Origin of the sequence: Streptomyces sp. Root1304 (genome assembly GCF_001426405.1) — a bacterium.
GTDB lineage: Bacteria > Actinomycetota > Actinomycetes > Streptomycetales > Streptomycetaceae > Streptomyces.
In genome coordinates, this window is record NZ_LMEP01000007.1 from 124,467 (window position 1) to 144,604 (window position 20,138).

The 20,138-nt window shown below is 70.3% G+C and carries 19 protein-coding genes and 1 pseudogene; 6 read left to right on the forward strand and 14 right to left on the reverse strand.

The features are described from left to right. Positions 1–113: 113 nt before the first annotated feature. Positions 114–1,787 (reverse strand): SWIM zinc finger family protein, encoded by a 1,674-nt coding sequence (locus ASD33_RS11605; RefSeq protein WP_056557576.1) that lies wholly within the window; start codon positions 1,785–1,787, stop codon positions 114–116. A 279-nt stretch (positions 1,788–2,066) separates the two neighbouring features. On the opposite strand from ASD33_RS11605, the gene ASD33_RS11610 reads away from it, so the two are divergent. Then, the gene (locus ASD33_RS11610) at positions 2,067–2,738 is read left to right on the forward strand and encodes a hypothetical protein (protein WP_056557577.1); all 672 of its coding nucleotides are present in this window, start codon (positions 2,067–2,069) and stop codon (positions 2,736–2,738) included. A gap of 990 nt (positions 2,739–3,728) precedes the next feature. Continuing rightward, complete coding sequence (locus ASD33_RS11615) at positions 3,729–4,241, forward strand: SUKH-4 family immunity protein (protein WP_056557580.1); 513 nt, start codon at positions 3,729–3,731, stop codon at positions 4,239–4,241. Positions 4,242–4,265: 24 nt separating this feature from the next. Here ASD33_RS11615 and ASD33_RS11620 read toward each other — a convergent pair whose 3' ends face one another. Next, positions 4,266–4,793: a transposase gene (locus tag ASD33_RS11620; RefSeq protein ID WP_242426910.1), complete on the reverse strand. Its 528-nt coding sequence runs from the start codon at positions 4,791–4,793 to the stop codon at positions 4,266–4,268. After that, entirely contained in the window at positions 4,790–5,329 is a 540-nt protein-coding gene (locus tag ASD33_RS11625) for a winged helix-turn-helix domain-containing protein (protein WP_056557582.1), read from the reverse strand. The genes ASD33_RS11620 and ASD33_RS11625 overlap by 4 nt, the downstream gene beginning before the upstream one ends. Before the next feature lie 36 nt (positions 5,330–5,365). Here ASD33_RS11625 and ASD33_RS36250 point away from each other — a divergent pair, with 36 nt between their 5' ends. Continuing rightward, entirely contained in the window at positions 5,366–6,382 is a 1,017-nt protein-coding gene (locus ASD33_RS36250) for a hypothetical protein (protein WP_242426911.1), read from the forward strand. Between the two features lie 283 nt (positions 6,383–6,665). Here the strand turns inward: ASD33_RS36250 and ASD33_RS11635 are convergent, their stop codons facing one another. Both ASD33_RS11635 and ASD33_RS11640 read right to left on the reverse strand, forming a co-directional pair. Next, complete coding sequence (locus ASD33_RS11635; RefSeq protein WP_056557583.1) at positions 6,666–7,994, reverse strand: TRAM domain-containing protein; 1,329 nt, start codon at positions 7,992–7,994, stop codon at positions 6,666–6,668. Positions 7,995–8,053: 59 nt separating this feature from the next. After that, a complete protein-coding gene (locus tag ASD33_RS11640) occupies positions 8,054–10,105 on the reverse strand; it encodes an APC family permease (protein ID WP_056557584.1) in 2,052 nt (683 codons plus the stop codon). 234 nt (positions 10,106–10,339) lie between these two features. Here ASD33_RS11640 and ASD33_RS11645 point away from each other — a divergent pair, with 234 nt between their 5' ends. Both ASD33_RS11645 and ASD33_RS11650 read left to right on the forward strand, forming a co-directional pair. Beyond that, entirely contained in the window at positions 10,340–11,008 is a 669-nt protein-coding gene (locus tag ASD33_RS11645; RefSeq protein ID WP_030321520.1) for a TrkA family potassium uptake protein, read from the forward strand. After that, entirely contained in the window at positions 11,008–11,685 is a 678-nt protein-coding gene (locus ASD33_RS11650; protein ID WP_056557586.1) for a TrkA family potassium uptake protein, read from the forward strand. Before ASD33_RS11645 ends, ASD33_RS11650 begins: the two co-directional genes overlap by 1 nt. Before the next feature lie 128 nt (positions 11,686–11,813). Here ASD33_RS11650 and ASD33_RS11655 read toward each other — a convergent pair whose 3' ends face one another. The 8 genes from ASD33_RS11655 to ASD33_RS11690 all read right to left on the reverse strand — a co-directional run bounded on the left by ASD33_RS11655 (position 11,814) and on the right by ASD33_RS11690 (position 19,413). Then, positions 11,814–12,560 (reverse strand): DUF3159 domain-containing protein, encoded by a 747-nt coding sequence (locus ASD33_RS11655; protein ID WP_056557588.1) that lies wholly within the window; start codon positions 12,558–12,560, stop codon positions 11,814–11,816. A 3-nt stretch (positions 12,561–12,563) separates the two neighbouring features. Further along, complete coding sequence (locus tag ASD33_RS11660; RefSeq protein WP_079044714.1) at positions 12,564–12,962, reverse strand: OB-fold nucleic acid binding domain-containing protein; 399 nt, start codon at positions 12,960–12,962, stop codon at positions 12,564–12,566. Positions 12,963–13,018: 56 nt separating this feature from the next. After that, positions 13,019–13,705: a response regulator gene (locus ASD33_RS11665; protein ID WP_056557590.1), complete on the reverse strand. Its 687-nt coding sequence runs from the start codon at positions 13,703–13,705 to the stop codon at positions 13,019–13,021. Positions 13,706–13,881: 176 nt separating this feature from the next. Continuing rightward, positions 13,882–16,428, reverse strand: a complete 2,547-nt coding sequence (locus ASD33_RS11670) for a sensor histidine kinase KdpD (protein ID WP_056557592.1) — start codon at positions 16,426–16,428, stop codon at positions 13,882–13,884. Positions 16,429–16,535: 107 nt separating this feature from the next. Next, entirely contained in the window at positions 16,536–17,204 is a 669-nt protein-coding gene (locus ASD33_RS11675) for an ABC transporter ATP-binding protein (protein ID WP_242426913.1), read from the reverse strand. A 349-nt stretch (positions 17,205–17,553) separates the two neighbouring features. Further along, positions 17,554–18,315, reverse strand: coding sequence for a DUF3710 domain-containing protein (locus ASD33_RS11680; protein WP_056557594.1), 762 nt, complete (start codon positions 18,313–18,315; stop codon positions 17,554–17,556). A gap of 1 nt (position 18,316) precedes the next feature. Continuing rightward, entirely contained in the window at positions 18,317–18,829 is a 513-nt protein-coding gene (gene dut, locus ASD33_RS11685) for a dUTP diphosphatase (protein ID WP_056557596.1), read from the reverse strand. Beyond that, positions 18,829–19,413: a PaaI family thioesterase gene (locus ASD33_RS11690; protein WP_056557598.1), complete on the reverse strand. Its 585-nt coding sequence runs from the start codon at positions 19,411–19,413 to the stop codon at positions 18,829–18,831. Before ASD33_RS11690 ends, dut begins: the two co-directional genes overlap by 1 nt. A gap of 58 nt (positions 19,414–19,471) precedes the next feature. Between ASD33_RS11690 and ASD33_RS11695 the strand changes: the two genes are divergently transcribed. Then, positions 19,472–19,975, forward strand: a complete 504-nt coding sequence (locus ASD33_RS11695; RefSeq protein WP_056557600.1) for a DUF3093 domain-containing protein — start codon at positions 19,472–19,474, stop codon at positions 19,973–19,975. 55 nt (positions 19,976–20,030) lie between these two features. Here the strand turns inward: ASD33_RS11695 and ASD33_RS34935 are convergent. Then, positions 20,031–20,138, reverse strand: a pseudogene (locus tag ASD33_RS34935) (IS481 family transposase); the annotation flags it as partial.

Genomic DNA, 20,138 nt, shown 5'->3' on the forward strand with positions numbered 1-20,138 from the left:
TGCCGTGGAACGTGACACGGACAGACTCCCAACCCCGCAGACAGTGTACACGATACTTCCACCCTAAACAACATTTCAATACGTTGACGGCGTCAACACACCTTACTGGCGGGTCACAGGCCGTGTTCGTCCATGAGGCGCACCAGGTTCCGCTTGCGCTTCTGGATGGCACGCAGGTCGGTGACGTACGTGGTGAAGTCGTCCGGTGTGTCGAGGTGACGGTGGCAGTCGCGGATGCTCAGGAGCAGGCTGACGAGCTGTTCATAGACGTGGTTGCCGGTCTGGCGGGTGAGCGGGGCGGCCAGGCGGTGGTAGACGGCGAGGGCACCGGCGGGGCGGGTGGTGCGGGATCGGTCGGCGAGGGTGAGCCACTGGCCGTCGTGGGCGCCGTGCTCCGTGGCCGCGCGCCAGGCGGCGTTCATGTCCTTGTCGTCCAGGAAGACGTCGACGAGGACGCGCCCACCGCAGCTTTTCGCCCGTTCCGCGTCGGTGCGCAGCAAGGCCAGAGCCTTCTCGCGCTCGGGCGGCCAACATGCGGCGGCCCTGGCTGCGGCGCGCAGCTGCTGGTAGGCAAGCAGGCTACGGCGGGCGGCGAAGTGGTCACGGCGCAGAGTGACGGCATCGGCGAGCCGGCCGGTTCGGGTGTAGCGGTCGGTGAGGTGGTCGACCAGGGCGGTGTCGATGGTGGCGAGGTCCTCGGCGTCGCGGATGCCGCGCTCGGCCCACTCCAGGGCTTCGGCGGGGCGACCAGCGGTGTCCAGTTCGCGGGCGATGAGCAGGTGGGTGTGACCGTTCGGCGCGAGGTCGGCGGCGTGCACGGCGATCATCGTGTCGACGTCCCGGCCCGACTTCGCCAGGCGCTGCAGCAGGTGCTTCTCGGCCCAGCCGGTGCGGTTGGCCGTCCATGCTTCCGTCGCGTACCGGCGCAGGGCGATCAGTCCCCGCTCGCCGAGCAGGTCTCCGTAGTCGAGCGGGTCGATGTCCGTCAGGTCGGCCGCTTCGTCGAGCGCGTGGGCCACCAGCCAGTGCGCGAGTTCCTCGGGCTCGAGCGTGGCTTCGTAGCAGGCGTCGCGGTGGGCGTCGGCGAGGCCGGCGCCGATCTGGCCGAGCCGGCCGTCGGAGTCGTCGACGCTCTCGGCCACCCCGGCCAGCAGCCCGATCGCCTCCCGCGAAAGCGCTATCGCGTCGGAGGCCCGGGCCGAGGCGGTCAGCGAGCGGATCGCGGACACCGTCTGTCCGGCCTGGTCGGCGTAGGCGCGGGCGTCGGTGTACTCGACGTAGCCGTACTGGGCGAACGGGCCGATGTCGAGCAGCTCACGGATGCGGGCCCGGATCCCGGCCAGGTCTCCGCGAGCACTCGCCGCACGCAGCTCCAGGCGGCGCCCAAGCTGCCGGTCCTCGGCGATCTCGTCTCGTACGAGAGTGAGCAGTTCCTCCCGCGACAGGGCGGACAGCCAGGTATCGAGGCCGCGCGCCCGGTCCAGGGCCGACTCCCGCAGACGCGGGAGGTCCGCCTCCTGGGCGATCACGGTCAGGCCGAGTGCGACCAGGTGCTTGCAGAAGTTGCCCTCCTGGCCGTACGGACAGTCACACGTGCCCGCCGGCCCCTTCCCCTTGCGCCCGCCCAGGACGAGCTCCGCCTCGTACCGCTCCGTGCCGCGCACCGACGCCCTGATCCAGCCGTCACCGAACTCCACACCGGACACCGCATCGACGTAACTGAGCCCGCGCTCGAACGATCGCTCGCCGGCCAGCGCCCTCAGCTTCGCCTCCGTAAGACCGCCCAAGACTCTCCGCGCTCCGATCCGGCTCGGACTCCCCCCAGCTGCGCTCACACTAACGGCCGCCGGACCGAACAACTCCAGGGATCAGTACGGCGCCACCTCCGCGCGCCGTTGCTGCTTTCAGCAACTCGCACGCCCTCCAAGTCCCGCCGGCTCCGCCGCCCGGCCGACGGATCCTCCTCGCACCAGACCGTCAACGACTGATTCCCTGCGGCGCCTCACGCCCCGCCTGTATGGTCGTCGACCACCCCGGCTCCCCGGGCCTTCCCCGAAAGGCGCCGCATGACCCAGCCCGCCACTGTGAACCTGACGAAGGCCTCGCCCACGGTCTCCCTGGACAAGCACGGCGTGACCTCGGGACTGATCAAGGTCAACCTCAACTGGACCTCACCGCAGGCCGCCGCCCAGCGGGCGGCCGGCGAGGCCCATGGCCTGTTCGGCCGGATACGGGCATCGCTGCGGTCGGCCGCGGCCAGGCATGTGGATCTCGACCTCGGCTGCATGATCCGCTGCACCGACGGCTCCAAGACCGTGGTGCAGGCACTGGGCAACGCGTTCGGCACGGTGGACCGCTTCCCGTACGTCGCCCTCGACGCGGACGACCGGACCGGCGCCCGGGAGACGGGAGAGAACCTCGTCATCAACTTGGACCACCAGGCCGAGTTCCAGAAGCTCCTGCTCTTCGTCTACATCTACGAAGGGTCCGGCGACTTCCGCGGCCTCGACGCCGTGGTGACGCTGACCTCCGACCGCGGTGACCGCTTCCGGGTGGTTCTGGACGAGTGCCCGCCGCAGGCACACGCCTGCGCCATCGCCCTCATCAAGCGGCAGAAGGGCGAACTCGTCATCGGCCGCGAGGTGCGCTGGTTCACTCCGCAGGACGGCCCCGGTGTCCAGGACGTGATCTCCCGCGCCTACCGGCTCGGCATGAAATGGACCCCCGGTCGGAAGTGACGCCCCCTGCCACGGACAGACCGCGTACGCCCTCAGGCGCACTCGACACTCGACCGGCATACGACCTTGCGGTTACCGGGAGCCGCCGCATTCCCTGCGGTCAGGCACACTCGGCCATCCATGCACGCGACCACCCACTCGTTCGAATCGAGGGCCGGTGCACGCACCCCTACACCCACCAACGCCCCACGGCATCCGCCATGTTGCACCAGACTTTCAAAACAAGCCGGAAAGTATGCAATGGCAACCAAGCAGAACGTTTCGTTTTCGCGGAACATGCGTGAGGCTGGGCCACTAACATAGAATCAGATACTCCGATGACCTGGTAAAACATCGAAAAACGACGGCCTCCGGAGTCATGTGCGCGGTTTCGAATCCCGCCGGCGGAAAAGGCGACACTGGCTACCTCTTCAGGCGAACCCTCCACGCAGCATCCGCCCGTCACGCAGCCATAATCCGAGGGCAGACCATTGGAACGGCCGGTCAATGAACGTCAGCTTGCGGTTCTTGAGTGGGTGGAAGCCGGGTGTCCTGCCAGCGTATGGGAGACCAGATCCTACAAAACCACCTGTCAGGCACTGCAGAACCGGGGCCTGGTCACGGTCTCCCGCAAGGGTGGGCAGTGGAGCGTCGCTCTGACGAGCGCCGGTCGGCACTACCTGGCACACGGCACATACCCTCCCCGCAGGCCTCGCCCGCGGAAGTCCCAGGCCGCCACTCCGCAACCGCCGCCCACCCGAGCGCAGGAAATTCCGGCAGCTGGGCGAAAGCCCAGCCCTCCTCCACGGCCTCGCGTGACCTTCACGGAGCAGTTGTTACAGGAGCTCGCGGAGGCGGGCGGCCGACTCATCAAGAGCGGCAGCGGTCCGGAGTTGGAGAAGTGGCCGTCGCGTGTACTGAACTTGATTGAGTGATGTCGGGGCTGGCCGCCTGGCGGGAGTCGCGGGCCTGTGGGTGTTGCCGAGCAGTCCGTCGGGAGAGGATCCTCCCGTGAACCAGCCGTTGCCGCAGTTGCCGAAACCCGAGTTCGTCTTGATTCCGCTTGAGGTCCCGCCCGAGGTGCCCGCCCAGGTTGCTGTCGATCTCGGGAAGGCTGGTATCCCATGCGGGCTGATCGGTTACGAGTACCGACCGCTGAGCGAGCCGGTGTACTTCGCGGAGCTCGGTGAGCGGGGGCTGGTAGGTATCGCGGTGAGTGGCCTGTTCGGAAGTATCACCATCGCCGTTGATGTGGCCAGCGGTCACGTGGTGGAGACTCCCACGAGCGAGCCAGCAGCGATTAGGCACGTGAACAGGGACCTCGACTCGTTCAACCGATGCGTCGAGGCCGTGATCGCACGCTTCCCCTTCTACGCCGAGGGCGACGAGGAGACATACGAGGTGGCGGAAGAGTTGCGCGACCTCCTCTCCGGCATTGACGAGACCGCGCTCGTGCCCGATGGGTTCTGGGAGACCTTCTGCGACGACGTGGAGATGGGGGACTACGCGGACTGGGATGCATGACCCGGGACCGGCCCCTGGTTGCGGTCAGCCATCCAAACTCAAGCCGGTGGCAGCGATGCAGCCGTCGACGAGGGCAGGGCGGTACTGGATTCTCTTGAGGCTGCGCTTCACGGCCCTGGCCATCTGGTCGAGGTTTGGTGCGGCGAGGTTGCCGATGGTTCGTTTGACCAGCGCCCAGACGCCTTCCTGCGGGTTGAGGTCGGGCGCGTAGGAGGGCAGCTGGAAGACGGTCAGCCAGTCGGCGTTGGCTTCGATGAACGCTCTCATCGGCGGCATCAGGTGAGCGCGCAGGTTGTCCCAGACCAGGACGATCGGCCCGCCGAGCTGGATGTGCGCCCGCACGATGAGGTCGCGGTAGTCCCGCCAGGTGAAGCCCTTCGGGTCGCCCTTGCGACCCCGGTAGACGAGGAAGCTGTAGAACATCCGGGACCGCTCGCCCTGTTTGAAGCAGGTCATTCCGGCCATCGATACCCGTCCGGATCCCCTGGCGCGGACGCGGACGACGGGTGTGTGGCCGATGCGGCCCCAGGTCCTGGCGCGCGGCGGTCTCATGGACTGTCCGGCTTCGTCCTCGAAGACGACCCAGGCTCCACGGGCCGCCGCGGCGCTTTTACCCGCGGCCAGACCTCCTTCTTCCACAGCTCGACCGCCGCATCGTCGCGCTCGATCGCCCGGCGGGCCGGCTGCTGCCACGACCACCCGTGACGCTTCAGCAGCCGCCACGTGCCCTCCACCGTGTACGAAACGTGAAATAGCCGGCCTATCAGCGTCTTCACCCGGGCCAGCGTCCACCGCTGGTCAGCCCAGCCGTGGGTGAGCGGTCCGCGCTCCAACTCACGTTCCAGTCTGGCTATTTGCAAGTCGCTCAACCTCGGGCGTCCCGGGGAGCCCTTCGATCGCACCCCGGTCGCTCCGGCCTCCCGCCATCGCCGACGCCACCTCTCCACCGACCGCTCCGACACCCGCAGCGCGGCGGCGATCTCCCGGTTCTTCTCACCGCCCTCGAAGCGTTCCACGGCCTGCAGCCGGATCCGCTCCCGCGCTGCCCTCCCGGCGTCGGTCAAGCCGCCGCCCTGCGCGTATCTCACAGTCCAGGGCTACCGGAACGGACCAGGAGCTGTCAGGTGAACGGTCCCGACATCACCCAATCAAGTTCAGTAGCTGCGGCGCGCAGATCCGGAAGGATCCCGGAGACGAAGGAGCTCTATGGAGGTTGGTGCCGTGGCGGGTACGAGATCAAGCTCGTCAACATGCCAGCCTGGCGCCTCGCGCCCCTCGAACCCGTCCCTGTGCCCTCGCGGCTCGCGCGGCCGCACAGCGTGGTCCGGGCCATGCAGAACGAACCCCAGCCGCTGGGCCTCACCAAGTCCGTCCAAGGACGCGCCCTCAGGCTTATCCAGGCGCTGATCATCGCCACCGAGAACGCAGGACACTCCAGTGCGGCAGGGCAGACCGGCTTCGCGCCCCCGCCCCATCGCCGCCACAGGGCGTCTCCCCACTTCACCATCACCGCGCAGGGCCAGACCGTGGAGTTCCTCGTCCTCCAGGAACAGGACCGGACTGAGCACGTCGCCACCGAGAAGGAACTCACCGAGGCCAAGAAGAAGTCCTGGATCAGGATCCCCCGCTTCGACTACACCCCGTCCGAACGTCTCCGCTTCGTCCTCAGCGGCGGCCAGCCGCACCGGGCGAGCGAATGGTCCGACACCCCCGCACACTCTCTCGAAGCCCAGCTCGCCGAGATCGCGCAGGAGGTCACGCTTCGCGGCGAAGCCGCCGAACGCAAACGTCTCGACGAGATCGAAGCAGCCCGTCAGAAGCGCATCCACTGGGAAGCCGCCATGGATGAAGCGCGCGTCCAGTACGCCGAGGCGTACCGCGTCAGGCACTTCGAGGCGCAGGAAGCCGCATGGCGCCACGCCACCCGACTAACGGAGTACGTGAGCGCCGTACGCACCCGGATCGAGACCATGCCCCCAGGTCAGGCCAGGAGCGAAGCCGAAACATGGATCGACTGGGCGGCAGCACGCGTGGAGCGCCTCGACCCGCTGAAATCACCGCCGCGACTGCCCGACATCCCCGAACCGCGAGCCGACGATCTTAGGCCCTTTCTCGGGCACTGGAGCCCGTACGGCCCCTGACTCAGCATGGGCCGGACCCCCGCCTAGCCTCACGGAATGTCACTACCGAGAAGCGGGTGGGGCTGGGGCAGCCAAAAGCTCAGCAGCCAGTGCCCCAGCCGCCTCAAGGTGCCTAAGACCAGGCAGCTGGGGGCTCCACTCGGTGGTCGCCAAGGCTGCATGACGACCCATCAGAAACCGTGCCGTTCGTGCGTCAAACGTGCGTCACGTGCGTCGAACATGCGTCAAGATATCGCACCTAACGCACGTAACGCCCATAACGCACACTCGAAGAAACAGCAGGTCAAGCGTCCTTCTTGACCGGCTCAAGGATCGCGACGCACTCGACATGATGGGTCATCGGGAACAGGTCGAACGCCCTCAGCGTCCTGACCTTGTAGCCGCCCTCCGCGAAGTACGCGATGTCTCGGGCCAGGGCTGCCGGGTCGCAGGCCACGTAGGCGATGCGGCGGGCGCCGAGGCCGGACAGGTGGGTGACCGTCTGCTTGCCCGCGCCCGCGCGCGGGGGGTCCAGGACGATGAGGTCGACGTCCGTGATGCCCGTGCGCGGGAGGACCGACTCGACCTTGCCCTGTTCGATGCGGACGCGCGGGAAGTCGGCCAGGTTGTGGCGGGCGTCCTCGACCGCCCGCTTGCCGGACTCGATGCCGAGGACCGCGCCCTTGTCGCCGACGCGGTCGGCGAGGGCGCCCGCGAAGAGGCCGACGCCGCAGTAGAGGTCCAGGGCGGTGTCGCCCTTGCGGGGGGTCAGGCCCTGCATGACGGCGAGCATCAGGGTCTGCGCGGCCTTCGGGTGGACCTGCCAGAAGCCGCCGCTGCCGACGCGGTAGGTGCGCTCGTCGGCGCGCTCGCGGACGAAGGCGCGGCCGTGGACGCGGTGGACCCCGCCGTCCTTCTCGTCGACGCGCATGACGGAGACCGGCTTGTCCAGCTCCACCAGGGGCAGGCGGGCGCCGGGGCGGGGGGTCAGGATGACCTGGCGGTCGTTCGAGCCGGAGGCGGCGATGGCCTCGACCGAGGCCATGCCCTCCCAGGTGCGCTTCTCGATGCCGAGCTCCGAGACGCCCGCGGCGGCGATCATGCAGTGGTCGATGATCTCGACCTCGTGGGAGCGGTGCTTGCGCAGGCCCGCGTGGCCCTCCGGGTCGACGGCGTACTGGACGCGGGTGCGCCACTGCGGGACCTCGCCCGCGGGGAGCTTGTCGCCCTCGGCCGGCATGACGGTGCCGTCCCAGCCGGCCTCCTCCGGGGTGAGCCCGGCCAGGCGCTGGAGCTGCTCCGCGATGACCTCGCCCTTCAGCCGGCGCTGGGCGCCCGGCTTGGCGTGCTGCCAGTCGCAGCCGCCGCACTTGCCGGGGCCCGCGAAGGGGCAGGGGGCCGCGACCCGGTCCTTGGAGGCGTCCAGGATCTCGATCGCGTCGGCGCGCAGGAAGCGGGAGGTCTCCTCGCCCTCGGTGACCCGGGCCCGCACCCGCTCGCCGGGCAGCGCGTGCCGGACGAAGAGCACCCGCCCCGCCTCCGTACGGGCGATGCAGTGGCCGCCGTGGGCCACCGGGCCGACCTCGACCTCGTACTCCGCCCCGACCAGCGACGTAACAGGGGTGTTCTGCATGACCGGGGACTCCAGAGGAAGAAGAAAGTGGGCTGCCGTTTGGACGGCAGCCCACCAGTCTAGTTGTTCTTTCCGGCCGGTTCCTTCTGGCCCTTCTCGACCGGGCCGCGGCGGACCGAGCCCGGCGCGTTCCACTCCTGGCGCTTCCGGGCCCGCTTCTTCGCGACCTCGGAGGACTGGAGCTGGTACGGCACCGAGGTCACCATGACGCCCGGGGTGAAGAGCAGACGGCCCTTGAGCCGCAGCGCGCTCTGGTTGTGGAGCAGGTGCTCGTACCAGTGGCCGACGACGTACTCCGGGATGTAGACGGAGACGGCGTCGCGCGGGCTCTCGCGGCGGATGCTCTTCACGTACTCGATCACCGGGCGGGTGATCTCGCGGTACGGCGAGTCGAGGATCTTGAGGGGCACGTTGATGCCGCGCCGCTCCCACTCCTCCTTGAGCGCCTTCGTCTCGATCGGGTCGACGTTGACGGTGAGCGCCTCCAGCTCGTTCGCGTGCATGAGCTTGGCGTAGGCCAGGGCGCGGAGGGTGGGCTTGTGGAGCTTGGAGACGAGGACGATGGAGCGGACCCGGGAGGGGCGTACGTACTCGTCGGGGCGTTCCTCGGCGGCGGCGATCTCGGCGGCCACCGCGTCGTAGTGCCGGCGGATCGCGGTCATCGTGCCGTAGAAGATCACCATGCCGAGCAGGGCGACCCAGGCGCCGTGGGTGAACTTGGTGGCGAGGACGACGACGAGGACCAGGCCGGTGAAGAAGGCGCCGAAGGCGTTGATCGCGCGGGAGCGGATCATGTGGCGGCGCTTGGCCGGGTCCCGCTCGGCCTTCAGGTGCCGGTTCCAGTGCCGGACCATGCCGATCTGGCTGAGCGTGAAGGAGACGAAGACGCCGACGATGTACAGCTGGATCAGCCGGGTCGAGTCGGCTCCGTAGATCCAGACGAGGAGGGCGGCGGCGCCGGCGAGGAGCACGATGCCGTTGGAGAAGGTGAGGCGGTCGCCGCGGGTGTGCAGCTGGCGCGGCAGGTAGCGGTCCTGGGCGAGGATCGAGCCGAGGAGCGGGAAGCCGTTGTACGCGGTGTTGGCGGCCAGGAAGAGGACGAGCGCGGTGGCGGCGGCGAGGACGACGAAGAAGAACGTTCCGTCGCCGAAGACGGCGGCCGCGACCTGGGAGATGACCGGGTCCTGGACGTAGCCCTCGCCGAGGGGGACGCCGTTGTGCAGCAGGTCCTCGGCGGGCTTCTCGGCCATCCGGACGTCGGTGGCCATGGCGAGGAAGATGATGCCGCAGAACATGGTGACGGCCAGGCCGCCCATGAGGGCGAGCGTGGTCGCGGCGTTCTTCGACTTCGGCTTGCGGAAGGCGGGGACGCCGTTGGAGATGGCCTCGACGCCGGTGAGCGCGGCACAGCCGGAGGAGAAGGCGCGCAGCAGCAGGAAGACCAGCGCGAAGCCGGCCAGCCCCTCGCGCTCGGCCTTGATCTCGAAGTCGGCGGTGGGCGCCTTCATGGTCTCGTCGAGGACGATCCCCTTGTACGCGCCCCAGATGATCATGATGAAGACGCCGGCGACGAAGACGTACGTCGGGATCGCGAAGAGCGAGCCCGACTCCTTCACTCCGCGCAGGTTCATCACGGTGAGCAGCACGATCACGCCGACCGCACAGGCCACCTTGTGCTCGACGACGAAGGGGATCGCCGAGCCGAGGTTCTCGATGCCCGAGGAGATCGACACCGCGACGGTCAGGACGTAGTCGACGAGCAGGGCGCTCGCGACGGTGAGTCCGGCCTTCGGCCCGAGGTTGGTGGTGGCGACCTCGTAGTCGCCGCCGCCGCTCGGGTACGCGTGGACGTTCTGCCGGTAGGACGCGACCACCGTGAACATCAGGACGACGACCGCGAGGGCGATCCACGGGCTGAAGTGGTAGGCCGACAGACCGGCGACGGAGAGGACGAGCAGCACCTCGCCGGGTGCGTACGCCACCGAGGACAGCGGGTCGGAGGCGAAGACGGGGAGGGCGATGCGCTTGGAGAGGAGGGTCTCTCCGAGCTTGTCGCTGCGCAGGGCCCGCCCGATCAGGATCCGTTTGGGCACGTCGGTCAGTTTGGACACGGAGAGGATCGTAAGCGTTCGAAAAGAGCCAGGCGCACCGGCACCCCCGATCGGCACGGAATCTCCCTCAGTACCACCTCGGATGCTGTCCCGGCCAGCGTTGCCGCTTAAGCTCGGACCGGGTGACCCGGCAGGGTGTTGCCCGCCGCGACCCGGGCCCATCGGGTGAGGAAAGTTGTGAACAGGGTGTTTTCGCAGGTCAGTAGGGCGATCAGGAGTGCGGGGTAAGGGGACGTGCACATCGTCATCATGGGCTGCGGGCGAGTGGGCGCCGCTCTCGCGCAGACCCTGGAACAGCAGGGCCACACCGTCGCGGTCGTCGACCAGGACCCGACGGCCTTCCGTCGTCTGGGGTCGGGTTTCGGCGGTCGGCGCGTCACGGGCGTGGGCTTCGACCAGGACACGCTGCGCGAGGCCGGCATCGAGGACGCGGGGGCCTTCGCCGCGGTGAGCAGCGGCGACAATTCGAACATCATCGCGGCGCGGGTCGCGCGCGAGATGTTCGGCATCGAGAACGTGGCGGCGCGGATCTACGACCCGCGGCGCGCCGAGGTCTACCAGCGCCTCGGCATCCCCACGGTCGCGACGGTCCGCTGGACCGCCGACCAGATGCTGCGTCGGCTCCTGCCCTCCGGCGCCGAGCCGCTGTGGCGGGACCCGAGTGGCGGCGTGCAGCTCGCGGAGGTGCACACCTCCCCCGCGTGGATCGGCCACAAGGTGAGCCGGCTCCAGGAGGAGACCGGCGTCCGCGTCGCCTTCCTCACCCGGCTGGGCGAAGCGATTCTCCCGACCTCGCAGACGGTGCTCCAGGAAGGCGATCTGGTGCACGTGATGATGCGTACGGACGAGATCGCGAAGGTCGAGGAGGCCTTCGCCGAAGGTCCCGAGGAGGGTGGTCACTGATGCGTGTCGCCATTGCGGGCGCCGGCGCGGTGGGCCGTTCCATCGCGGGCGAGCTCCTGGAGAACGGGCACGAGGTCCTGCTCATCGACAAGGCGCCGACCGCCATCTCGGTGGAGCGGGTGCCGCAGGCGGAGTGGCTGCTCGCCGACGCCTGTGAGATCACCTCGCTCGACGAGGCGGCGCTCCAGCGCTGCAACGTGGTGATCGCGGCCACCGGTGACGACAAGGTGAACCTGGTCGTCTCGCTGCTCGCCAAGACCGAGTACGGCGTGCCGAGGGTCGTCGCCCGGGTGAACAACCCGAAGAACGAGTGGCTGTTCAACGAGGCCTGGGGCGTGGACGTGGCCGTCTCGACGCCGCGCCTGATGTCGGCGCTGGTGGAGGAGGCGGTGAGCGTCGGCGACCTCGTCCGGCTGCTGCGCTTCAGCCACGGCGACGCGAACCTGGTCGAGCTGACGCTGCCGCCGGAGTCGGCGCTCGCCGGCACGTCGGTCGGGGACGTGGCCTGGCCGCAGGACACCTCGCTGGTGACGATCATCCGCGGTTCGCGGGTGCTGACGCCGAGCACCGAGGAGACCCTGGAGGCCGGCGACGAGCTGCTGTTCGTGGCCGCGCAGGCCCGCGAGGAGCAGCTGGAGGACCTGCTGCAGGTCCGCCGCGAGCCGACGGAGTCCTGAGAGCCGCGGTCGTGGCCGAACGCCGGTCGTAACGGCCGGACACCGGCCGGCACACCGGTCGTACGTACGGGGAAGGGCCCGGACCTGTTCGTCAGGTCCGGGCCCTTCCGCGTGACGGCCGTGGGGGCTCAGGCCTCCGGGGGCGTCTGCGCGGCGGCGGCCGCCTTGCGCTCCTTCTCGGCGAGCTCCTCGGCCTCCATCTCGGCGAAGACGTCGATCGGCGCCGGAGCCTTCGCGAGGAAGACCCAGGTGAGGTAGACCGCGAGCAGGAACGGCGGGATTTTCAGGGCGACCGACACCCAGCCGAACTTGGTCGGGTCGGCCCACCAGTACAGCGGGAAGAGGACCGCGCACTTGCCGAGCAGGATCAGGCCCCAGGCCCAGCTGGCTTTCGCGTACGCCTTCTTCCGGCCGGGGTTGCGGGTCCGCCAGGAGAGGTTCTCCTTGAAGACCGGGCCGAGGATCAGGCCGATCAGCGGGACCCCGGCGAGCGTCGTGATGATGTACGCGAGGGCGAGGCCCAGGGTGTACAGCATGCCCGGCAGGTAGAAGTCCTTGGCGTTGCCCGTCATCATCGCGAAGACCACGCCGAAGGCGACGCCGAAGACACCGCTGAAGGCGTGCTTCACGGTGTCCCGGCGGATCAGCCGGACGGCGACCAGGACCAGCGAGACGGCCAGTGCGGCGATGGCCGAGACGTGCAGGTTCTTGTTGATCGTGAAGATCGTGACGAACAGCAGGCCGGGCAGGACGGTCTCGATCATGCCGCGCAGGCCGCCGAAGGCCTCGAAGAGCGCCGCCTCGGTCACCGCCCTGTCGGCCTGGGCGTCCTGGTCCGGGGTCGGGGCGGTGGTCGGCTTGTCGAGGGACGTCACCGGCTACTCCTGTCCGAGCGGTCGGAGCTCGTATTTGGGGTTGAAGAGGACCCGCCGGCCGTGGCTCATGGAGATGCGGCCGGAGGCGATCAGCTTGCGGCCCGGCTCGATGCCCACGATGGAGCGACGTCCGAGCCACACGACGTCGAGCGGTGCCGTGCCGTCGAACAGTTCGGCCTCCAGCGCGGGTACACCGGCCCGAGGACGCAGCGTGACCGTGCGCAAGGTACCAGTCACCTTGACTATCTGGCGGTCGGAGCAGTCGCAGATACGGGTGCACCCCGACGCCTCGGCGTCCTCCTGGAGCTCCTCCGACTCCAGGTCCTCCGGGGAGGACGAGAGCCGGTCGAGCATCCGGCGGAACCTACCGGCCGGCTTCTCAATACGCGGTGCAGCACTCATACAGAAAGCGTACCGGCCGCCACCGTCGCCGAGGGCGGCCCCGGGCGTCCGTCCGTTCAGCGTTCGAAGCGGTACCCCATGCCCGGTTCGGTGACGAAGTGGCGGGGGTGCGAGGGGTCGGTCTCCAGCTTGCGCCGCAGCTGCGCCATGTACACCCGGAGGTAGTTGGTCTCCGTGCCGTACGAGGGTCCCCAGACCTCCTGGAGCAGCTGCTTCTGGCTGACGAGGCGGCCGCTGTTGCGGACCAGGACTTCGAGCAGGTGCCACTCGGTGGGGGTGAGCCGGACGTCCCGGCCGTCGCGGTGCACCTTCTTCGCCGCGAGGTCGACGGTGAAGCCCGCCGTCTCGACGACCACGACCCCGTCCTCGGCTCCGCCGACCGGCTCGGCACGACGGACGGCGGCGCGCAGCCGGGCGAGCAGCTCGTCCATGCCGAAGGGCTTGGTGACGTAGTCGTCGGCGCCGGCGTCGAGCGCCTCGACCTTCTCGTCGGAGGTCTGCCGGGCGGAGAGCACCAGGATCGGCACGCGGGTCCAGCCGCGCAGGCCCCTGATGACCTCGACGCCGTCCATGTCGGGCAGTCCGAGGTCGAGCACGACGACGTCGGGGTGGCGTTCGGCGGCGAGCCGGAGGGCGGTGGCACCGTCGGGCGCGGCGTCGACCTCGTACTTCCGCGCCTTGAGGTTGATCACCAGGGCGCGGACGATCTGCGGCTCGTCGTCGACCACGAGAACCCGGGTCATGGAGGGGGACCTTCCTTCTTCGGTCGCCCGTGCGGGCGGGGAGCAAGAGAGTACGGGAGGAGCGGGGGTGGGGCGGTGGGCGGTGGGACCGGTCGTTCGGGGGTGAGGCGGTGGGACCGGTCGTACGGGGGTGGGCCGGGGGACGTACGGCCGGGGCCGGGCTCGGGCGGTAGTGGTCAGGTCACCGCATGGGAGGGGAGCTCGGTGGCCGGGGTCTGCGGGCCGCCCGGGGCGGCCCGGAGCGTGAGCACCATCGTCAGCCCGCCTCCCGGGGTGTCCTCGGCGCCGAGCGTCCCGCCCATGGCCTCCACGAAGCCGCGGGCGACCGCGAGGCCGAGGCCGACCCCGGCCCCCCTGGGGGCGTCGCCGAAGCGCTGGAAGGGCTCGAAGATGCCGTCCTTGGCCGCGTCGGGCACGCCGGGGCCGCGGTCCACGACCCGGAGCTCGACGCGGTCCCCCAGGGTGCTGGCGGCTACGGCGACGGGCACGCCCTCGGGGCTGTACTTGACGGCGTTCTCGACGATGTTGGCGACGGCCCTCTCCAGGAGACCCTTGTCGACCTCGACCATCGGCAGCGTCTCGGGGACGTCCAGCTCGGCGCTGCCGTCCGGCACTCCCCCGAGGGCCATGGGGACGACCTCGTCGAGGTCGACCGTACGGATCAGGGGGGTGACGGTGCCGGTCTGGAGGCGGGACATGTCGAGGAGGTTGCCGACGAGGTGGTCCAGCCGGTCGGCGCCCGCCTCGATGCCCTCCAGGAGTTCGGCGCGGTCCTGTTCGGACCATTCGACGTCGTCCGAGCGGAGGGAGGAGACGGAGGCCTTGATGCCGGCCAGCGGGGTCCGCAGGTCATGGCTGACGGCGGCCAGCAGCGAGGTGCGGATCTTGTTCCCCTCGGCCAGCTTGCGGGCCTTCTCCGCCTCGCCGACGAGCCGCTGCCGGTCGAGGACGACCGCCGCCTGGGCGGCGAAGGCGCCGAGCACCCGCCGGTCCTCGGCGGGCAGCACCCGGCCGGACAGGGCGAGCGCCAGATGGTCACCGACGGGCATGTCCACGTCCGCCTCCTCGGGCCGGGCCGCCGGGTGCGGGCCGACGCTGCCGGCCGGTGTCCACGGCTCGACCTCGTCCACCCGTTCCAGCAGGGCGACGGACTCCATGGAGAAGGTCTCCCGGACCCGTTCGAGGAGGGCGTCGAGGCTGGTCTCACCGCGCAGCACGCTGCCCGCGAGGTAGGAGAGCACCTCGGACTCGGCGCGCAGCCGGGCGGCCTGCTGGGTGCGCCGGGCGGCCAGGTCCACCACGGAGGCGACGGACATCGCGACCCCGAAGAAGACGGCGATGGCGACGATGTTCGCGGGGTCGGCGATGGTGATCCGGTGGACGGGCGGGGTGAAGAACCAGTTGAGGAGGAAGGATCCGACGGCCGCCGAGCCGAGCGCCGGCAGGAAGCCGCCGAGCAGCGCCGAGGCGACCGTCAGGGCCAGGAAGAGCAGCATGTCGTTGGCGAGGCCGAGGTCGGCGTCGACATGGGTGAGGAGCAGGGACAGGGCGACCGGTCCCGCCACGCCGACCAGCCAGCCCGCGATGATGCGCGAGCGGCCGAGCCGGGCGCCGCGGGCGCCGGGCAGACCGCGCCCCTTGGCGACCTCGCCGTGCGTGACGATGTGGACGTCGAGGTCGGGCCCGGAGTCGCGGGCCACGGTCTGGCCGACGCCGGGGCCGAGGATGTACTGCCAGGAGCGGCGGCGGCTGGAGCCGAGGACGATCTGTGTGGCGTTGACCCCGCGGGCGAACTCCAGCAGGGCCGAGGGGATGTCGTCGCCGATGACGTGGTGGAACGTCCCGCCGAGGTCCTCGACGAGGGTGCGCTGGACGGCCAGCTCCTTCGGGGAGGCGGCGGTGAGCCCGTCGCTGCGGGCTATGTAGACGGCGAGGACCTCGCCCCCGGCGCCCTTCTCGGCGAGCCGGGTGGCGCGCCGTATGAGGGTGCGGCCCTCGGGGCCGCCGGTCAGGCCGACGACGATGCGTTCCCGGGCCTGCCAGGTGGAGCGGATGTTGTGCTCGCCCCGGTACTGCTGGAGGTACTCGTCGACCCGGTCGGCGGTCCAGAGCAGGGCCAGCTCGCGCAGGGCCGTGAGGTTGCCGGGGCGGAAGTAGTTCGAGAGGGAGGCGTCGATCCGGTCGGACTGGTAGATGTTGCCGTGGGCCATCCGGCGCCGCAGCGCCTCCGGCGACATGTCGACCAGCTCGATCTGGTCGGCCCGGCGCACCACCTCGTCGGGGACGGTCTCCCGCTGCCGTACGCCCGTGATCGCCTCGACCACGTCACCGAGCGACTCCAGGTGCTGGATGTTGACGGTCGACACGACGTCGATGCCGGCCGCGAGGAGTTCGGCGACGTCCTGCCAGCGCTTGGGGTTGCGGGAGCCGGGGACGTTGGTGTGGGCGAGCTCGTCGACGAGGGCGACGGCGGGGCGGCGGGCCAGGACGGCGTCGATGTCCATCTCGGTGAAGGCGGCGCCCCGGTACTCCAGGTCGCGGCGTGGCACCTGCTCCAGGCCGTGCAGCATGACCTCGGTGCGCGGGCGCCCGTGGTGCTCGACGAAGGCCACCACGCAGTCCGTGCCGCGCTCCACCCGCCGGTGGCCCTCGGAGAGCATCGCGTAGGTCTTGCCGACGCCCGGCGCAGCGCCGAGGTAGATCCGAAGCTTGCCGCGTCCCATGGGACGACCATACGTCCAGCCAATCGGACATTCCGTACACGGGGAGGGGCCCCGGGGCGGTATTGACGTGATCCTGATGTCGCCCCGCGGCCGCTCCGCCGGTCGGTTCAGTGCTCGACGATCTCGCCGTCGCTGAGTTCCAGGACGCGGTCCGCCAGGCCCAGGAGCTGGGGGTCGTGGGTGGCGACCAGGGCGGTACAGCCCTCGCTGCGCACCACCGCGCGCAGCAGCTGCATGACGGCGAGACCGGTCTCCTGGTCCAGCTGGCCCGTCGGCTCGTCGGCTATCAGCAGCGCCGGCTTGTTGGCGAGGGCGCGGGCGATGGCGACGCGCTGCTGCTGGCCGCCGGAGAGCTCGCCGGGCCGCTGGGCCGCGTGGTCGGCGAGGCCGACCAGGCCGAGCAGCAGGGCCACCCGCTCGTCGCGCTCCTTCGGGTCCGCCTTCCGCAGGCGCATGGGCACGCCCACGTTCTCGGCGGCGGAGAGGATGGGGAGCAGTCCGAAGGACTGGAAGATGAAGCCGATCCGGTCGCGGCGCAGCTCCAGGAGCCCGCTCTCACCGAGGGTGGAGAGGTCGATGCCGTCGATGACGATCGCGCCGCCGTCGGCGCTGTCGAGGCCGCCGACGAGGTTCAGCAGCGTCGTCTTGCCGGAACCCGAGCGGCCCTTGAGGGCGACGAGCTCGCCGCGCGGGATGTCGAAGGAGACCCCGCGCAGGGCGTGGACGGCGGCCTCTCCCGTGCCGTACGAACGGCGCAGGTTCTCCACCCGGACCATCGGCGGGCCCGCCGGGTCCTCGATGACGGCCGTCGCGGAACTCGTGCTGCTCTCACTCACGCTGTGCTCCCCCTCCTCGAACATGTGCCCGCCAGTATGGTCCGCGGCCGGGCCCGAGGGCCAGAGCCGGAGGGCGGAACCTGTGGAAAACGGCCGGTGGGCCGCTTCCCGTACGAGACGTACGGAAAGCGGCCCACCGGCCGAAGCGGGCGCTCAACGGATCTCGGGGATCCGCCGGAGCGGGTGCTCAGGGGATCCCGGGGATCCGCCGAATCGAGTACTCAGCGGATCCCAGGGAGCTGCCAGAGCGTGTGCTCGTCGGATCCCGGGGATCCGTCGAAGCGGAGGCTCAGCGGATCTCGGAGATCTCCGGACCGCGCTGGAGCTGGCCCATGCCGCCGGAGAAGCGGGAGTTCTCCTGCTCCTCCTGCTGGACGCCGTCCGGCACCATCTGGGCGTCGTTCGGCAGCTTGAGGACGATCGGGTCGCGCGGGGCCATCGGGCCCTCGCCGCGGACGACCACGGTGTCCCGGACGATCTGCTCCAGCAGACCGGCCGCCTCGGGCTGGACCGCGCCCTGCCCGGAGATCACTCCGCGCAGGAACCAGCGGGGTCCGTCGACGCCCACGAAGCGGACCAGCTGGACACCGCGGTTGCCGTCCGGCAGCTGTACGGGGACCTGGGCCCGCAGCTCCCAGCCGAGCGGGCCCTCGACCTCGTCGATGACACCGCCCTGCTGGACGATGCCGGTGGCGATCTCGTCGCGGACCTCGCCCCAGATGCCCTCGTTCTTGGGGGCGGCGAAGGCCTGCAGCTGCACGGCGCTGTCCCGCAGGACGACGGTGGCCGCGACGATCGCGTCGCCCGCCACCTCCACCCGCAGTTCCATGCCCTCGACACCGGGCACGAAGACTCCGCCGAGGTCCACACGCCCCTCGTCGGGCTTGGCGACCTCGGAGATGTCCCAGGGTCCGTCGGGCCGGGGCGCCGGCGGAAGGTTCACCCGGCGCGGAGCCGCGTCCGCGTCCTCGCCGTCCACCGCGTCGACGACCTGCTCGGCCTCGCTCGCCGCGTCCTCGGCGGCACCGCTCTTCTTGCGACGTCCGAACACGTCACTGTCCTTCCCGGTCGGATACGACCGAAGCGTATCGATTCCCACCCGTTGTGCCGTCCACGGCGGCATGACCGCCGGTGGACCCGAAGCCCCCCTCGGCCCGCGCCGAGCCGGGAAGCTCCGCCACCTCGTGGAAGCGCACCTTCTCGACCTGTTGGACGACAAGTTGGGCAATCCGGTCGAATCTTTCGAACCGCACGCTCTCGCGCGGGTCGAGATTGACCACGATCACCTTGATCTCTCCACGGTACCCGGCATCCACCGTCCCCGGGGCATTCACGAGCGCCACTCCGCAGCGGGCCGCGAGTCCCGAGCGGGGGTGTACGAAGGCCGCGTACCCGTCGGGCAGCGCGATGGAGACCCCGGTGGGCAGCACGGCGCGCTCCCCGGGGGCCAGCTCGACGGCCTCGGTGGTCACCAGGTCCGCCCCGGCGTCGCCGGGGTGCCCGTACGCCGGGATCGGCACCTCCGGGTCCACGCGCCGGATCAGTACGTCGACAGGGTTGCGCATCAGGGGTTCACCTCGAAGGCGCGGGCGCGCCGGACCTGGTCGGGGTCGGACATGGCGGCCTGGATCTCCTCCGGGCGGCCGTTGTCGATGAAGTGGTCGACCTTGACCTCGATGAAGAGGGCTTCCGCGCGGACGGCGACGGGCCCCTCGGGCCCGCCGATCCGGCCGACGGCGGTCGAGAAGATCTTGCGGCCGTCCACGGCGGTGACCTCGGCCGTCAGGTGGAGCACGGTGCCGACCGGGACGGGCCGTACGAAGTCGGTCTCCAGGCGGCCGGTCACGGCGATGACCCGCAACAGCCAGTTCAGGGAGCCGAGGGTCTCGTCGAGCGCGGTGGCGAGCACGCCGCCGTGCGCGAGGCCGGGGGCGCCCTGGTGGTCGGGGGTCACCGTGAACTCGGCGGTGACGGTCACGCCCTCGCCCGCGCGCGCTTCCAGGTGGAGGCCGTGGGGCTGTCCGCCGCCGCACCCGAAGCAGTACTCGTAGTGCGCACCGAGCAGCTCGCCGGGGGCCGGCGCGTCGGGGTGGCGTACCGGCGGTATGGCGTCGGCCGGCGGGGTGAGGGGGGCTGATTGTGCAGTCACAGGCGCAGACCTTACCCGCGCGGATGGGCGCAGGTCGCGCCGTGCCAAGCTTGGACGCATGCAGCCTTCCGCACCGTCCCCGGCCCCCTCCCCCGCACCGTCCGCCGCGCCGCAGTTCGACGAGCGGCTGACGGCGCCCCGTTCGTGGTGGTTCATCGCCGGCCTGCTCGGTCTGTCCGGCGCCCTGATCATGTTTCCGCTGGGTACGGTCCCGATGCTGGGCGGTCTGATCGTGGCGGCGGTGCTCGCCGGGGCGGCGGTCTCCTCGTACGGCTCCGCACGCGTGCGCGTGGTGGCCGGTTCGCTCGTCGCGGGCGACGCGCGGATCCCGGTCTCGGCGCTGGGGGCGGCCGAGGTGCTCGACCCGGAGGAGGCGCGCGCCTGGCGGACGCACAAGGCCGACCCGCGCGCCTTCATGCTGATGCGCAGCTACGTTCCGCGGGCGGTACGGGTCGAGGTGACGGACCCGGCGGACCCGACCCCGTACGTGTACCTCTCCAGCCGTGAGCCGGAGGCGCTGGTGGCGGCGCTGGACGCCGTACGCGCGGAGTCCGGCAGCTGAACCGACCGGGATCCGTCCGGGGCCCACGGGCCCCGGACGCGCGCGTCGCGAGCGCCTAGGTGTATTGACCTGCAGGGTTGTTGACACGGCTGATGGGTGGGTGTCCGTCGAGTGCGGTGTGGCAGCGGTGGTGGTTGTAGGTGTGGAGGAAGTCTGCCAGGGC

Bases quoted from the DNA above. Each gene is read 5' to 3' on its own strand.
- ASD33_RS11610 (WP_056557577.1), top strand. From the start codon at position 2,067: ATGACCCAGCCCGCCACTGTGAACCTGACGAAGGCCTCGCCCACGGTC.
- ASD33_RS11620 (WP_242426910.1), bottom strand. From the start codon at position 4,793: ATGAGACCGCCGCGCGCCAGGACCTGGGGCCGCATCGGCCACACACCC.
- ASD33_RS11635 (WP_056557583.1), bottom strand. From the start codon at position 7,994: ATGCAGAACACCCCTGTTACGTCGCTGGTCGGGGCGGAGTACGAGGTC.
- ASD33_RS11650 (WP_056557586.1), top strand. From the start codon at position 11,008: ATGCGTGTCGCCATTGCGGGCGCCGGCGCGGTGGGCCGTTCCATCGCG.
- ASD33_RS11660 (WP_079044714.1), bottom strand. From the start codon at position 12,962: ATGAGTGCTGCACCGCGTATTGAGAAGCCGGCCGGTAGGTTCCGCCGG.
- ASD33_RS11665 (WP_056557590.1), bottom strand. From the start codon at position 13,705: ATGACCCGGGTTCTCGTGGTCGACGACGAGCCGCAGATCGTCCGCGCC.
- ASD33_RS11670 (WP_056557592.1), bottom strand. From the start codon at position 16,428: ATGGGACGCGGCAAGCTTCGGATCTACCTCGGCGCTGCGCCGGGCGTC.
- ASD33_RS11675 (WP_242426913.1), bottom strand. From the start codon at position 17,204: ATGGTCCGGGTGGAGAACCTGCGCCGTTCGTACGGCACGGGAGAGGCC.
- dut (WP_056557596.1), bottom strand. From the start codon at position 18,829: ATGCGCAACCCTGTCGACGTACTGATCCGGCGCGTGGACCCGGAGGTG.
- ASD33_RS11695 (WP_056557600.1), top strand. From the start codon at position 19,472: ATGCAGCCTTCCGCACCGTCCCCGGCCCCCTCCCCCGCACCGTCCGCC.